Below are 13,044 nucleotides of genomic sequence, written 5' to 3'. Positions count from 1 at the left end.
CCACCGTAGATGGATCGGCACGCACCGAGGCGTCACTTGAGTGGATTTCCCGAAGAATCGCTTCGAGCGAGGGTTCGGGACCCGGCGGGCGGCGCGTCAGCGGATGCCGTCGGGGCGGAACGACGACCGCAGGCCGTCGCGCGAGAAGACGATCTGCCAGAGCTGCAGACCGCCCGAGCGGAAACTCCCGGCCGACGACAACAGATAGAAGCGCCACATCCGACGGAACCGCTCGTCGTAGTCGGGGAGGTCGGGCCAGGCCGCCTCGACGTTGTCGTGCCAGGCCATCAGCGTGCGGTCGTAGTCGGGTCCGAAGTTGTGCCAGTCCTGGAGTTGCAACACTCCCTCGGCGGCCGCGGCGATCTGCTTCGCCGAGGGCAGCATCGAGTTGGGAAAGATGTACTTGGCGACCCACGGGTCGGTCGCTCGTCGCGAGCGACTGCCGCCGATGGTGTGGAGCAGCGCGAGACCGTCGGGTTTGCGGAGGAGGCGTCGGCAGGTCTGCATGTACGCGCCGTAGTTCCGCACCCCGACGTGCTCGAACATGCCGATCGAGTAGATGCGATCGAACGGCTCGTCGACATCGCGATAGTCCTGGAGGTGGATGTCGACGGGCAGACCGGCGCATCGCTCGCGAGCCAGCGTGGCCTGCTGCTCGGAGATGGTCACGCCGACGATCTCGCAGCCTCGGGTCTCCGCGAAGTAGGCGGCGGCACCGCCCCATCCGCAGCCGATGTCGAGCACCCGCATGCCGGCTTCCAGGCCGAGCTTGGCGGCGATCAGATCGAGCTTGTGTTCCTGCGACTCGGCGAGCGTGGTCGCTGTCCGCCAGTAGCCGCAGCTGTAGAGCATCCGGTCGTCGAGCATGCGCCGGTACAGGTCGTTCCCGATGTCGTAGTGCCGGCGGCCGACCTCGCGCGAGCGTCGTTTCGACTGGCGGTTGCCGACGGTCGAGGCGACGGCCTGCGCCGGTGCCAGCCGCGTCGAGAGGCTTCCTGCCAGGCCGGTCCCCTGGGCACGTTCGACCATCTGGTCGATCGCATCACAATCCCACCACCCGTCCATGTACGCCTCACCGAGGCCGAGCGTGCCGGTCGCCAGCACGCGGGCGAAGGTGCGGTCGTCGTGCACCTGCACATCCCACGGACGATCGCCGCCGACCCGGATGTCGGCCGCCTCCGCCCATCGTTCGATCAGCCGAGTGGCGTAGGACGCCATGCCCGAACGCTAGTGCGCCCGGGCGCTCCCCTCGAACGGTGTTCAGCCGCCGAACGCCGATGCGGGCAGGTCGGTCGTCCCGTCGTCGATCGCGTCGCAGATCGTTCGGGCGACGCTGGACGGGTCGAGCCCCGTCGGCATCGACGGCGCCTGGCCGGCGATCGGGCGGGTGGCGAGGCCCGTCTCGGTGTGCGGTGGCCGAGCGTCGAGCACACGGACCTTTCGTCGCCGCGCCTCACGGGCGAGCGCCTCGTCGAACGACCGCACCGCTGCCTTGGAGGCGCCGTAGGCCGCCATGCCCGGCAGGTTCTGTTCGGCGATCACCCCGGACAGGTTGACGATGACGCCCCCGTCGTTCATGCGAGGAAGAGCTGCGCGGGCGAGCATGATCGGCACGAACGTGTTCGTGAGGAACAGCTCCTCCATCGTGTCGATCGAGAGCTCGTCGACCGAGCCGAACGCCACGACACCGACCGCGTTCACGACGACGTCGATCCCGTCGTCGGCCGCCGCCGAATCGACCGCTTCGTCGCACGCCGCCGGGAGTCGGAGGTCGAGCGCCAACCGACGCCCCTCGACCGCAACGGCGTCGAGGCGGTTCTGATCGCGGCCGACCAACGTGATTCGATCGCCTCGCTCGGCCAGGATCGACGCGATCGCCGACCCCAGTCCCCCCGAGGCCCCGGCGATGAGAACCGAACGGCTCACCGCCGTCCCCCACGCACGATCCGGGGTGTGTCGACAGGGAACGAGGCGGTGGTCATACCTGCTGCAGCGTCGACACGGCGCCTCGTATTCCATCGCCACTACCGTCAGGCGCGATGGGGATCTACCGCGACCACGTGCTGCCGAGGCTCGTCGATCGAGCCTGCGGCACACCTAAGCTCCAGCGGTGGCGCCGACGGGTGGCGACCGGGTTGTCGGGCGATGTCGCCGAGATCGGCTTCGGCTCCGGACTCAACATGCCCGCCTATCCGCCCGAGGTGACGACGGTCTACGCCGTCGAGCCGTCGGGCACGGCGCGACGACTGGCGGAGGAACGGGTCGAGCAGTCGACGATCCGGGTCGAGCACGTGGCGCTTCGCGGCGAGTCGATCCCCCTCGACGACGAGTGCTGCGACGGGGCGCTGTCGACGTTCACGCTGTGCACGATCCCCGACGTCGAGATGGCGCTCACGGAGCTGATGCGGGTGTTGAAGCCTGGCGGGCGCTTCCACTTCCTCGAACACGGGCTCGCCCCGGACGACGGTGTCGCCGACTGGCAACGACGGATCGAGCCGTTCCAGAAGCGACTCGCCGACGGTTGCCATCTCACCCGACGACCGGATGCGCTCGTCGAAGCGGCCGGCTTCGTGGTGGAACGGGTCGAGGCTCGCTACGGCGGCGGCCCGAAGCCGTGGACGTGGTTCACCGAGGGCTTCGCCGTCAAGCCGGGCTGACCAGACTCGCAGTGGCTACGGTTCGCCGACATGCCGAACCGGTTTGCTCGAGTGCTGATCGTCGTGGTGTCGGTCGTCGGCCTCGCCACTGCGCTGCCAGCGCGCACCGGCGATGTCGGCGCGATCGCCTCGACCGACCTGCTCGTCGGCGACTCGGTGATGGCCGGGATGAGTTCGGCCAGTCGCGCCTCGCTCCCGAATCACGTGTTCGACGCCAAGGTCTGCCGGCGTCTCGTCTCGACCAGTTGCAGCTACCGGGGAACCCGACCGGTGCCGGCGCTCGACGTGATCCGAGGGTGGAGCGGCGTGACCAACCGGTCGATCGTGGTGGCAGCCGGCTACAACGACGGCGCGATCTCGGGCGCGGTCGACGCCGTCGTCGCGGAGGCTCGGCGACAAGGTGTACCGAATGTGGTGTGGCTCACGTATCGGGTGGCGGGCGGGAACGCCGGGATCTACCGTTCGCACAACTCGGTGTTGTGGCAGAAGGCGGCGCAGTACCCGGAGCTGACGATCGCCGACTGGGCGTCGTACAGCGCAGGACGGAGTAGCTGGGTCGCCGCAGACGGGCTGCACCTCACCGGCTCGGGAGCGCGGGCGATGGCCGACCTGATCGGAGTCGTGTTGGCAGGCCTGCCGCCGCTCGGCCCGCCCCGCATCGACCCGGGTGCCGACGCCTGCTTCGCCGTGTCGGGCGGCGCCGGGTCGGCAGCGTTGGTGAACCTGACACCGGTGGCGGCCGGCGGCGACGGCCACGGCGTGCTCACGTCGAGTTCGGGCGAGGCGACCGCCACGGCGTCGAACGTGAACTACCGGCCGGCCACCGCCGACCCGAACGTGGCGGTCTCGCCGATCGGTGGTGACGGTCGGGTCTGCTACCGGAACGGCGAGCACGCGCCGGTGCACGTGGTCGCCGATCAACTGGCGGCGATCGACGGCGGGGCGTACACGCCGGCGGGCAGTGACGGGCTCCCGAAGCGACGACTCGACACTCGTCGCACCGGCCAGCGGGTCGCGGCGGGTGGATCGGTGTGTTTCGCCGTTGCCGGCGAACCGGGCGACGCGGCGATCGTGAACCTGACCCCGATCGGGCCGAACGGTTCGGGGCACGGCGTCTTGACGAGCGGCGACGCCGAACCTCCGACTGATGCCTCCAACGCCAACTACCGACCGGGCGCGGTCGATCCGAACGTGGCCCTCGCCCCGATCGGCCCGGACGGCACGGTGTGTTTCCATGCGTCGACGCACACCTCCGTCGACCTGGTCGCCGACCACCTCGGGTCGGTCGACGGCGACGCGTTCGAACCGGCGAACGCCGACGGTGTCCCGCTCCGACTGGTCGACACTCGCGACCTCGGCGCGGCGGTCGCACCGTCGGCACGACGCTGCTTCCCGGCCGGCGATGCCGGCGACGTCGCCGTGGTGAACCTGACACCCGTCCGGGCCACGGCCGCCGGTCACGGCCTCCTCGTCGGGAGCGCGACCGAACGTGCGGCCGATGCGTCGCACGTGAACTTCGCGCCGGGTTCGGCCGACCCGAACGTTGCGTTGGCGCCGATCGGGCCCGACGGTCAGGTCTGCTTTGTCAACTCGGAGCACGCCTCGGTCCATCTGGTCGCCGACCTCCTGGGCGTGCTCGACCCGTCGGTCGTCCGTTGGCCGTCGGCCGACGGCACACCGGTCCGACGACTCGACAGTCGCGCCGGCTGATCAGCGGATCCGTTTCCCCGTCACCCACTCGGGGTACGGGTGTCGACATGTCGGATCGAGCGGTGGAGACGCGTCCGGCCCGCGACGCCGGGCCGTGGGCCGTCCCGCACGTGCTGGAACGAGGTGCTGCGTGGTCGTGGCGGATCGTCGTGGTCGCCGGTGCGCTCGCCGTCGTCGCGTGGAGCCTCGCCCGCCTCAGCGTCGTGCTGATCCCCGTGTTCGTCGCCCTCGTCGCGAGCGCACTGTTGAGTCCGGTGGTCGAGCGATTGGCGACGAAGCTGCCGCGGCTGCTGGCGGTGTGGTCGACCCTGCTCACGTGCGCAGCGGCCGTTGCCGGACTCGGGTACCTGCTCTGGGGACCGCTCCGGAGTTCGTTCGACGACCTGAGCAGCCAGTGGGACGACGCGATCGCCGACGTCGAGCAGTGGCTGATCGACGGGCCGTTCGGTCTGTCCGCCGAGCGCGTCGATCGACTGTCGGAGAGCGCACGCGATGCCGCCGAGCGACTCGGCTCCGGCCTGTTGGCCGAGCCCGCCAGCGCGGCGCGGACCCTGACCGAGGTCGTCGGGGGCTTCTTCCTCGCCATCGTCCTCACCTTTTTCTTCCTCAAGGACGGCCCGACGATGTGGCGGTGGCTGGTCGACCGTGTCGCCACCTCGCGACGCCTGCTCCTCGACGATGCGGGATGCGCTGCGTTCTCGGCGATGCAGGGCTGGATCCGAGGTGTCGCGATCACCGGTGTTGCCGATGCGATCCTGATCGGCGCGGCGCTCGTGATCCTCGACGTGCCGGCGGCGATCCCGCTCGCCGTGATCACGTTCTTCGCCGCCTTCCTGCCCGTGGTCGGCGCAACCGTCGCCGGAGGCCTGGCGACGCTGATCGCATTGGTGTCCGACGGCCCCGGTACCGCCATCATCGTGGCGATCGTCGTGCTCGCCGTCCAGCAGATCGAGGGCGACATCCTGATGCCGCTCGTGATGCAGCGCCAGGTCTCGCTCCACCCCGTGGTCGTCCTGGTCGCACTTGCCGCCGGCGCTGCGATCGCCGGGATCGTCGGCGCCATCGTCGCCGTACCGATCACGGCGGCGCTGTCGGCGGCCGTGAGTTCGATCCGGTCCGCCCGCACGCAACACGTACTCATCGACGGCCCGGACACACCGGTCGGCGTCGACGGGTAGCCGGGGCGGGCGACGCCTCGTCGGCGCTACCCTCAGCCGCCTGTGACCTCCCCATCGTCCGCTCCCACCCCGGACGCACGCCCCTGGGTCCTGGACGTCGATCGTCGACGCCGGACCGGTGTGCCCGAGGCCGTCTACTCGCCCGGCAAGACACCAACCCACGTGCGAGAGATCGTGCTCGAACTGATCGAGCGCGGCGTCGAACCGGTGATCGCCACCCGGTGCGACGACGACCATCAGGCCGCCTTGGCCGAGATCGACGGCGCGCACGTGCTCGGTCGTACGTCGGTGTGGAACCCGACCGGGCCGACCGGACGGCGCGCCGGCGTGGTGACCGCAGGTACGGCCGATCACGTCGTCGCCGACGAAGCTGCGATCACCCTCGACGCGCTCGGGCACGACGTGACCCGGATCGACGACGTCGGCGTCGCCGGTGTGCACCGGCTGCTCGACCGGGCGGACGATCTCGCCGCGCTCGACGTCCTGATCGTCGTCGCCGGGATGGAGGGAGCACTGCCGACGGCGGTCGCCGGCCTCGTCGACACGCCACTCGTCGCCGTGCCGACCAGCACCGGCTACGGGTCGTCGTTCGACGGGATGACGGCGCTGGCGGCGATGACGGCGAGTTGTGCACCCGGGGTGTCGGTCGTCGGGATCGACAACGGCTTCGGGGCGGCCTGCGTCGTCGCGCGATGGATGCGGGAGCGTCATGTCGGTTCGTGACGCGCTCCCCCAACGGTTGATCGACGTGTTGACCGACATCGGGCCGATGACGGTCGCCTACTCGGGCGGGGTCGACTCGACGTTGCTCGCCATTGCCGCCACGGCCGTGGTCGGCGCCGAGCAGGCACCGGCGATCACGGCGGTGTCACCGTCGCTGGCGTCGGACGACTTCGATCGATGCGCCGAGCTGGCGCGCGACCACGAGCTGAACTGGCGCACCGTCGACACCGACGAGATGGCCGACGAGCGGTATCAGGTGAACGACACCGACCGCTGCTACTGGTGCAAGACGCACCTCATGGAGGCGCTCGAACCGGTCGCCGTCGGCACCGTCGTGCTGGGCGTGAACGTGGACGATCTCGGCGACCATCGCCCCGGCCAGCGGGCCGCCCGCGAGCGCGGCGCCCGGTTTCCCTTCGTCGAGGCCGACATGACGAAGGACGACGTGCGCGACGTCTCACGAGCGCTCGGGTTGAGCACGGCGGAACAGCCGGCGTCGCCGTGTCTGTCGTCGCGGCTGCCGTACGGCACGCCGGTCACGTTGGGTCGGCTGTCGCAGGTCGAACTCGCCGAGCGGGCGCTACGCCGGCTGGGGTTCGACGAGGTCCGCGTACGTCACCACGACCGGCTCGGCCTGGTCGAGGTGCCGGCCGAGCGGATCGCCGAGGCCGCCGATCTGCACGATCGGATCAGCGACGCGGTGCGTGGCGCCGGCTTCGACTTCGTCGCCCTCGATCTCGAGGGCTTCGCCTCGGGCAAGCTCAACCGCGTCATCACCGACGAGTCCAGTGTCGGAGGGAACGACGACGAATCCGACGGGTCGGGTGTCGCAGGGACCGACGACGGATCGAACGGGTCGGGTGTCGGAGGGAACGACGACGGATCGAACGGGTCGGGTGTCGGAGGGAACGACGACGGAGTCGGCGTTTCCGGAGATCACCCGACCCGGACCACGGTGCGCGGATGACCACCCACCTCCACCTCGACCCGACCACCGGCGTCAGCGGCGACATGCTGCTCGGTGCGCTGTTCGACGCCGGCGCACCGATCGATGCGGTCCGCGCCGACCTGGAGCGGCTCGAGGTCCCGGGCTGGACGCTCGACGTCGAGCCGGTCGTCCGCCACGGCATCAGCGGATCGCTCGCCAAGGTCGCGACGACCGACACGGCGACGCACCGGTCGGCGAGCGAGCTCCGCCGGATCATCACTGCTGCTGACCTGCCGGCGCCGATCACCGATCGGTCGATCGCCGTGATCGACCGGATCGCCGTCGCCGAGGCGGCGATCCACGGCGTCGACATCGAACAGGTGCACTTCCACGAGGTCGGTGCGCTCGACACGATCGTCGACGTGGTCGGCGTGTGCTCCGCCTGGCATCACCTCGGAATCGAGACGGCGACGTGCGCTGCCCTGCCGACCGGGTCGGGCACTGTGATGACCGCGCACGGCGAACTGCCGGTTCCCGCGCCGGCGACACTGCGTCTGGTCGAGGGCACCGGCCACACGTGGCGGTTCACCGACGACCCGATGGAACTCGTCACACCGACCGGCGCGGCACTCGTCGCCGAGCTGACGACACCGTCCGTCGGCGCCGAGATGACCGTGAGCGCAATCGGCTACGGCTTCGGCACGTCGACCAAGCTGCCCCGGGCGAACTGCCTTCGGGCCGTGCTGGGAACGGCGCCCACCACAGCGACACCGGCAACACGACCGGTCGTCCTGCTCTCGGCGACGATCGACGATCAATCGCCGGAACGGGTCGCCGCTGCACTCGATGCGTGCGTCGAGGCGGGCGCCCATGAGGCGTGGAGCGCCGCCGTCGCGATGAAGAAGCGGCGGCTCGGCACCGACGTCACCGTGGTGTGCCCGGTCGACGCCGAGCGGGCGGTGGTCGACGTGCTGTTCGCGTGGACGACCACGCTCGGGGTGCGTCGCCAACCGATCGACCGCTACGAGGCGGACCGATCGGAGACGACCGTCGAGATCGAGGGTCACGCCGTGCGGGTGAAGGTCCGCTCGTGGCGTGGCCGAACGCTCGGCTGGAAGGCCGAACACGACGACGTGGTCGAGGTTGCCCGGTCGCTCGGGGCCACACCGGACGAGATCGCAACAGCGGTCGAGCGGTCAATGCGGGCGTGATGCCGTGCCGGAGGGGGCTCTGACACGGCGGGAGGTACCCGCCCAGGTCCTCCCGCCGCATCGGATCCGCTCCCGCTGCGCAGCGTCATCATGCGACCACTCCCCCGCCGCTGACCAGACCACGCAGCGCATGTACCTCGGTACAGGTCAAGTGCGTCCGTTCAGGACGCACCCAATCGTTCGGCCACCGAGACCCTGAGCACATCGATGCGCTGGGCCAGTTCGGGTCGCATGTCGGCTCGATTCGCCTCGATGAACGCCGAGGTCAGCGTGTCGACCTCGGTGATGGTCTCCCCATTGACGAACTGACGACGGGTGAGATCGAGATCGGCGCCGTCGATCCGGTTCCAATAGTGGTACTCCTGAAAGTCGGTACCTGCGTAGACGTGGCCGAGTACGAGCTCGCCGCCGAGCAGCTCCCACGCCACGAAGGACGACACCTCGCACTGCCCTTTGGCCGGGTTGCCGAGCGACCAGTCGTCGGGTGATGCGCTGGACTCGTTGCTCCAGCTCGCGACGATCGCGGCGACAACCCGGTCGAGGGTCGATTCGCTGACGGAGACGTGTTCGAATGGCATCGATCGCACCCTACGGCGAGGGTGTCACACGGTTTCTGGACGATCAGTGGAACCGAAGTCGGCTGCGAGGAGTTGAGGGGTCGTGAGTGTGGCGGGACGAGCAGCACCCGGCGCACCTCGACTCGAGACGGCACGAACGGTGCCACGACACGGCGGCGTGTCGCGGTCGAATCCCCACCCCGGGCGGTGCGTTACGTCACCGTGAACAGGGGCACGATGCGGGCCGACTGCTTTACGAAACGTCTAGCGTGGGTCGCCACATGAGCGATCTGCATCCCGTCCAGCGGCCGCCCACTCGCGTGCCGTCGTACGTCGCACCCCGCACCCTCGGTGAGGCGCTCGCGCTGAAGGCCGAGCACGGGCCAACGGCACGCGCCGTCGCCGGCGGCACCGACCTCACGGTCGAACTCGACCGAGGCGCGCACACCGGTGTCGAGCTCCTGATCGACACGAGCCGCATTGCCGGGACGAGTGACATCGTCGTCACCGACGACGAGATCCGGCTGGGCGCCACGAGCACCCACCACGACGTGGTCGCGAACGAAACGTGCCGCACCGAAGCGCTCGCGCTCGCGCAGGCATGCCTCGAGGTCGGCTCGCCGCAGCTCCGTAACCGGGCGACCGTGGTCGGCAACATCGTCACCGCCAGCCCGGCCAACGACACCATCTCGGCGCTCACTGCGCTCGGTGCCACGGTGCACGTGGCCTCGGCCGATGCCGTGCGTGTCGAACCGCTCCACGACTTCATCACCGGATTCCGCACGACGACGCTCGCCGACGACGAACTCGTGACCGGCATCTCGATTCCCCGCATCAGCGGGGACGTTCGCTCACTGTTCGTCAAGTCCGGCCTCCGTCGGGCGCAGGCCATCTCCGTCGTCCACGTGGCGATGTCGGTCGCCTTCGACGGCGACACGGTGACCGACGCGACGATCGCTCTCGGCAGCGTCGCAGCGACCATCATCACCGCTCCTGCCGTCACCGAGCTGATCAGCGGCACGACGCTCGACGCCGACACATGCCGCGCCGCCGGACTCGCGGCCGCGGCGGCAGCGACCCCGATCGACGACCTCCGCGCCACCGCCGGATACCGCACCTCCCAGATCGCCACCATGGTCGAGCGGGGGCTGCTCGCGATCGGACGGGGCGAGCAGGCGGCGCGCTGGCCGGAGCGGCCCACCCTGCTGCGCTCCTCCGCACGGCCGGACGAACCGGCCGACGAGGCGCCGTCGACCGTCATCGATCACGACACCCCGATCGAGGTGACCGTCAACGGATCACCCGTCAGCGCGGCCGCCGCCACCGGGGTCACCCTGCTCGACTGGCTCCGCGACGAGGCCCATTGCACCGGCGTGAAGGAAGGCTGCGCCGAAGGCGAGTGCGGCGCTTGCACGGTGTTGATCGACGGCACCGCCGTGATGGGGTGTCTCGTCCCCGCCGCCCGCGCCGCCGGCACCGAGGTCACCACCGTCGAGGGCCTCGCCACCGACGGTGAACTCGCACCGATCCAACAGGCGTTCGTCGAGCACCACGCCGTGCAGTGCGGGTTCTGCACCCCGGGCTTTCTCGTGTCGTGTACGGCGCTGATCGCCGAGACCGGCACGCCGACGCCCGATCAGATCAAGTCCGGTCTGGCCGGCAACCTGTGCCGCTGCACCGGGTACCGGGCGATCGAAGCTGCGGTCGCCACCGCGGCCGCCCGAACCGGTGGCGAGCGAACGACCAGCGTCGACGTGAGGAGCGCGTCATGAGCGCCGACGCGACCACTCCCCCGCCCGTGAGCACGACCAGCGTCGGCGCGACACCGCTGCGGCTCGACGCCCACGACAAGGTCACGGGCGCCGCCACCTATCCCGCCGACCGGTTCCCCGACGACGCGCTCGTCGGCAAGGTCGTCTTCACCGACCAGCCACACGCTCGCCTGACACGCCTCGACGTCCGCGCCGCCGAGGCGGTGCCGGGCGTCGTCGCCGTGTTCACGGGCCGAGACGTGCCGGTCAACGAGTACGGCCTGACGATGTTCGACCAGCCGGTGTTCATCGCAGTCGAGCACACGGGCCGCAGCACGGTGCCGTGCGACGTCAGCCGTTGGGAAGCCGATCACCTGGCGTTCGTCGTCGCCGAAACCAAGGAAGCCGCCGACGCGGCAGCCCGGGCGATCGACGTCGAGTGGGAACAGCTCCCGATCGTCGGCGACATCGACGACGCGCTCGCCGACGATGCGGTGTTGCTCCACCCCGAGAACGGTGAGTCGACCAACAGCTACACCAACTACAAGATCCGCAAGGGTGACATGGACGCCGGCTGGGCGAGGGCCGCCGCGGTCGTCGAGGCCACGTACGAAGTTCCGTACCAGGAGCACGCCTACCTGCAGCCCGAGGCCGGGCTGGCGTACGTCGACGACGACGGCCGCGTCACCGTCGAGGTGGCCGGCCAGTGGACGCACGAGGATCGCGAACAGATCGCCCACGCGCTCGATCTCCCCGACGATCGGGTGCGCGTGATCTACCCGGCGATCGGCGGCGCGTTCGGCGGCCGCGAAGACACGTCGATCCAGATCGTGCTCGCCGTCGCCGCCCAACAACTGCACGCCCGCGGCGAGAACCGTCCGGTGACGGTGCAGTGGTCACGCGAAGAGTCGATCGTCGGCCACCACAAGCGACACCGCGGGCGTATCCACGCCAAGTGGGGCGCCGACGCCGACGGCAAGATCGTCGCCATCGAGAGCGAGGCCTGGCTCGACGCGGGCGCGTACAACTACACCTCGAACAAGGTGCTCGGGAACTGCCACTTGAGCCAAGCCGGACCGTACGAGGTGCCGAACGCCCACATCGACAGCCACGCCGTCTACACCAACGCCGTGCCGGGTGGCGCGTTCCGTGGGTTCGGCGGCCCGCAGGGCAGCTTCGTGTCCGAGATGCAGATGAATCGGCTCGCCGAGGCGCTCGGCATCGACCCGGTCGAGATCCGCCGCCGCAACACGCTGCGCGACGGGTCGATCGGCATCACCCAGGCGCCGCTGCCGCCGGGCGTCACCCTGCCCGAGGTGCTCGAGGCCTGCGCAGAGGCGGCGCAGTTCGATCAGCCGTTGCCCGACGCCGAACCGTTCTCACCGTTCGCGTCACTCGCACCCGCCACCGACGACCTGCTCCGCGGGCGAGGGTTCGCGTGCGCCTACAAGAACGTCGGATTCTCGTTCGGGTTCCCGGAACGGTGCGAGGCCGAGATCATCCTGCACGGCGACGGCGACACGCCCGAGTGGGCCGAGTTCTTCCACGCCGGCGCCGACGTCGGCCAGGGCGCCCACACCGCCTTCGTCCAGATGGCCGCCGAGGCAACGGGGCTCCCGATCGAGTCGGTGAAGGCGACGTTCTCCGACACCTCGACCACCGGCGACTCCGGTTCGGCGTCGGCGTCGCGTCTCACCTTCATGGCCGGCAACTCGATCCTGGGCGCGGCCGAGGAGGCCGAGAAGGCCTGGCGCAACGGCGATCGGCCGGCGGTCGGTTTCTTCCGGTACGTGCCGCCGCCCACCGAGGCGCTCGACCCCGAGACGGGCATCTGCCAGCCGAACTTCAGCTACGGGTACGTCGCCCAGGCGGTCGAGCTCACCGTCGACCGACGCACCGGGCACATCGTGGTCGACCGGGTCGTCAGCACCCACGACGTCGGCAAGGCGATCAACCCCGAACTCGTCATCGGCCAGATCGACGGTGGCCTCGCCCAGGCCCACGGCTACACGATGAGCGAACGGCTCCGGGTCGCCGACGGACGGGTGCTCAACCCGCGCTTGTCGACCTACCTGATCCCCGGCATCGGCGACATGCCGACCCGGATCGACGCGGTCGTGCTCGAACTCGCCGACCCGCGCGGCCCGTGGGGTGCACGCGGGATGGCCGAGATGCCGATGATGGCGTACGCCCCCGCCGTGCTCTCGGCCCTCCACGACGCGACGGGCGTTTGGTTCGACACCTTCCCGCTCACCCCCGACGTCGTCCTCGAACGCCTCGCCTGACCGGCGGCGACGTCGCGTCGCTCCGATTCGTTCCGGGTGGGCGT

11 protein-coding genes are annotated in these 13,044 nt (G+C 70.1%); 8 read left to right on the top strand and 3 right to left on the bottom strand.

All coding sequences use genetic code 11. The annotated features are described in order from the left end of the window. Window positions 1–96: 96 nt before the first annotated feature. Together cfa and BDK89_RS04945 are read right to left on the bottom strand one after the other, a co-directional pair. The gene (gene cfa / locus BDK89_RS04950) at window positions 97–1,218 is read right to left on the bottom strand and encodes a cyclopropane fatty acyl phospholipid synthase (RefSeq protein ID WP_133867888.1); all 1,122 of its coding nucleotides are present in this window, start codon (window positions 1,216–1,218) and stop codon (window positions 97–99) included. 42 nt (window positions 1,219–1,260) lie between these two features. Then, window positions 1,261–1,926 (bottom strand): SDR family NAD(P)-dependent oxidoreductase, encoded by a 666-nt coding sequence (locus BDK89_RS04945; RefSeq protein WP_208293971.1) that lies wholly within the window; start codon window positions 1,924–1,926, stop codon window positions 1,261–1,263. Between the two features lie 113 nt (window positions 1,927–2,039). Here BDK89_RS04945 and BDK89_RS04940 point away from each other — a divergent pair, with 113 nt between their 5' ends. From BDK89_RS04940 to larC, 6 genes are read left to right on the top strand one after another with little or no spacing between them, the layout of a single operon-like run. Then, the gene (locus BDK89_RS04940) at window positions 2,040–2,657 is read left to right on the top strand and encodes a class I SAM-dependent methyltransferase (protein ID WP_133867886.1); all 618 of its coding nucleotides are present in this window, start codon (window positions 2,040–2,042) and stop codon (window positions 2,655–2,657) included. A gap of 30 nt (window positions 2,658–2,687) precedes the next feature. Continuing rightward, window positions 2,688–4,367: an SGNH/GDSL hydrolase family protein gene (locus tag BDK89_RS04935; RefSeq protein ID WP_133867885.1), complete on the top strand. Its 1,680-nt coding sequence runs from the start codon at window positions 2,688–2,690 to the stop codon at window positions 4,365–4,367. 47 nt (window positions 4,368–4,414) lie between these two features. Next, on the top strand, window positions 4,415–5,545 hold the full coding sequence (locus tag BDK89_RS04930) for an AI-2E family transporter (protein WP_133867884.1): 1,131 nt from the start codon (window positions 4,415–4,417) through the stop codon (window positions 5,543–5,545). Between the two features lie 42 nt (window positions 5,546–5,587). Continuing rightward, window positions 5,588–6,268, top strand: coding sequence for a nickel pincer cofactor biosynthesis protein LarB (larB, locus tag BDK89_RS04925; protein WP_133867883.1), 681 nt, complete (start codon window positions 5,588–5,590; stop codon window positions 6,266–6,268). Then, entirely contained in the window at window positions 6,255–7,235 is a 981-nt protein-coding gene (larE, locus tag BDK89_RS04920) for an ATP-dependent sacrificial sulfur transferase LarE (protein ID WP_133867882.1), read from the top strand. The genes larB and larE overlap by 14 nt, the downstream gene beginning before the upstream one ends. Beyond that, window positions 7,232–8,407: a nickel pincer cofactor biosynthesis protein LarC gene (larC, locus tag BDK89_RS04915; protein WP_133867881.1), complete on the top strand. Its 1,176-nt coding sequence runs from the start codon at window positions 7,232–7,234 to the stop codon at window positions 8,405–8,407. The genes larE and larC overlap by 4 nt, the downstream gene beginning before the upstream one ends. Before the next feature lie 161 nt (window positions 8,408–8,568). Here the strand turns inward: larC and BDK89_RS04910 are convergent, their stop codons facing one another. Then, window positions 8,569–8,985 carry a YunG family protein gene (locus tag BDK89_RS04910; RefSeq protein WP_208293970.1) on the bottom strand — a complete coding sequence of 139 codons (417 nt, stop codon included), beginning with the start codon at window positions 8,983–8,985 and terminating at the stop codon, window positions 8,569–8,571. A 260-nt stretch (window positions 8,986–9,245) separates the two neighbouring features. On the opposite strand from BDK89_RS04910, the gene BDK89_RS04905 reads away from it, so the two are divergent. Both BDK89_RS04905 and BDK89_RS04900 read left to right on the top strand, forming a co-directional pair. Further along, the gene (locus BDK89_RS04905) at window positions 9,246–10,736 is read left to right on the top strand and encodes an FAD binding domain-containing protein (protein WP_133867880.1); all 1,491 of its coding nucleotides are present in this window, start codon (window positions 9,246–9,248) and stop codon (window positions 10,734–10,736) included. After that, a complete protein-coding gene (locus BDK89_RS04900) occupies window positions 10,733–13,000 on the top strand; it encodes a xanthine dehydrogenase family protein molybdopterin-binding subunit (protein WP_133867879.1) in 2,268 nt (755 codons plus the stop codon). Before BDK89_RS04905 ends, BDK89_RS04900 begins: the two co-directional genes overlap by 4 nt. Window positions 13,001–13,044: the final 44 nt, after the last annotated feature.

It is taken from the genome of Ilumatobacter fluminis, from assembly GCF_004364865.1.
GTDB lineage: Bacteria > Actinomycetota > Acidimicrobiia > Acidimicrobiales > Ilumatobacteraceae > Ilumatobacter > Ilumatobacter fluminis.
Note: the sequence above shows the minus strand (reverse complement) of the source record. Positions and strands in the feature narration are given on the sequence as shown.

Bases quoted from the DNA above. Each gene is read 5' to 3' on its own strand.
- cfa (WP_133867888.1), bottom strand. From the start codon at position 1,218: ATGGCGTCCTACGCCACTCGGCTGATCGAACGATGGGCGGAGGCGGCC.
- BDK89_RS04940 (WP_133867886.1), top strand. From the start codon at position 2,040: ATGGGGATCTACCGCGACCACGTGCTGCCGAGGCTCGTCGATCGAGCC.
- BDK89_RS04935 (WP_133867885.1), top strand. From the start codon at position 2,688: ATGCCGAACCGGTTTGCTCGAGTGCTGATCGTCGTGGTGTCGGTCGTC.
- BDK89_RS04930 (WP_133867884.1), top strand. From the start codon at position 4,415: ATGTCGGATCGAGCGGTGGAGACGCGTCCGGCCCGCGACGCCGGGCCG.
- larE (WP_133867882.1), top strand. From the start codon at position 6,255: ATGTCGGTTCGTGACGCGCTCCCCCAACGGTTGATCGACGTGTTGACC.
- larC (WP_133867881.1), top strand. From the start codon at position 7,232: ATGACCACCCACCTCCACCTCGACCCGACCACCGGCGTCAGCGGCGAC.
- BDK89_RS04910 (WP_208293970.1), bottom strand. From the start codon at position 8,985: ATGCCATTCGAACACGTCTCCGTCAGCGAATCGACCCTCGACCGGGTT.
- BDK89_RS04905 (WP_133867880.1), top strand. From the start codon at position 9,246: ATGAGCGATCTGCATCCCGTCCAGCGGCCGCCCACTCGCGTGCCGTCG.
- BDK89_RS04900 (WP_133867879.1), top strand. From the start codon at position 10,733: ATGAGCGCCGACGCGACCACTCCCCCGCCCGTGAGCACGACCAGCGTC.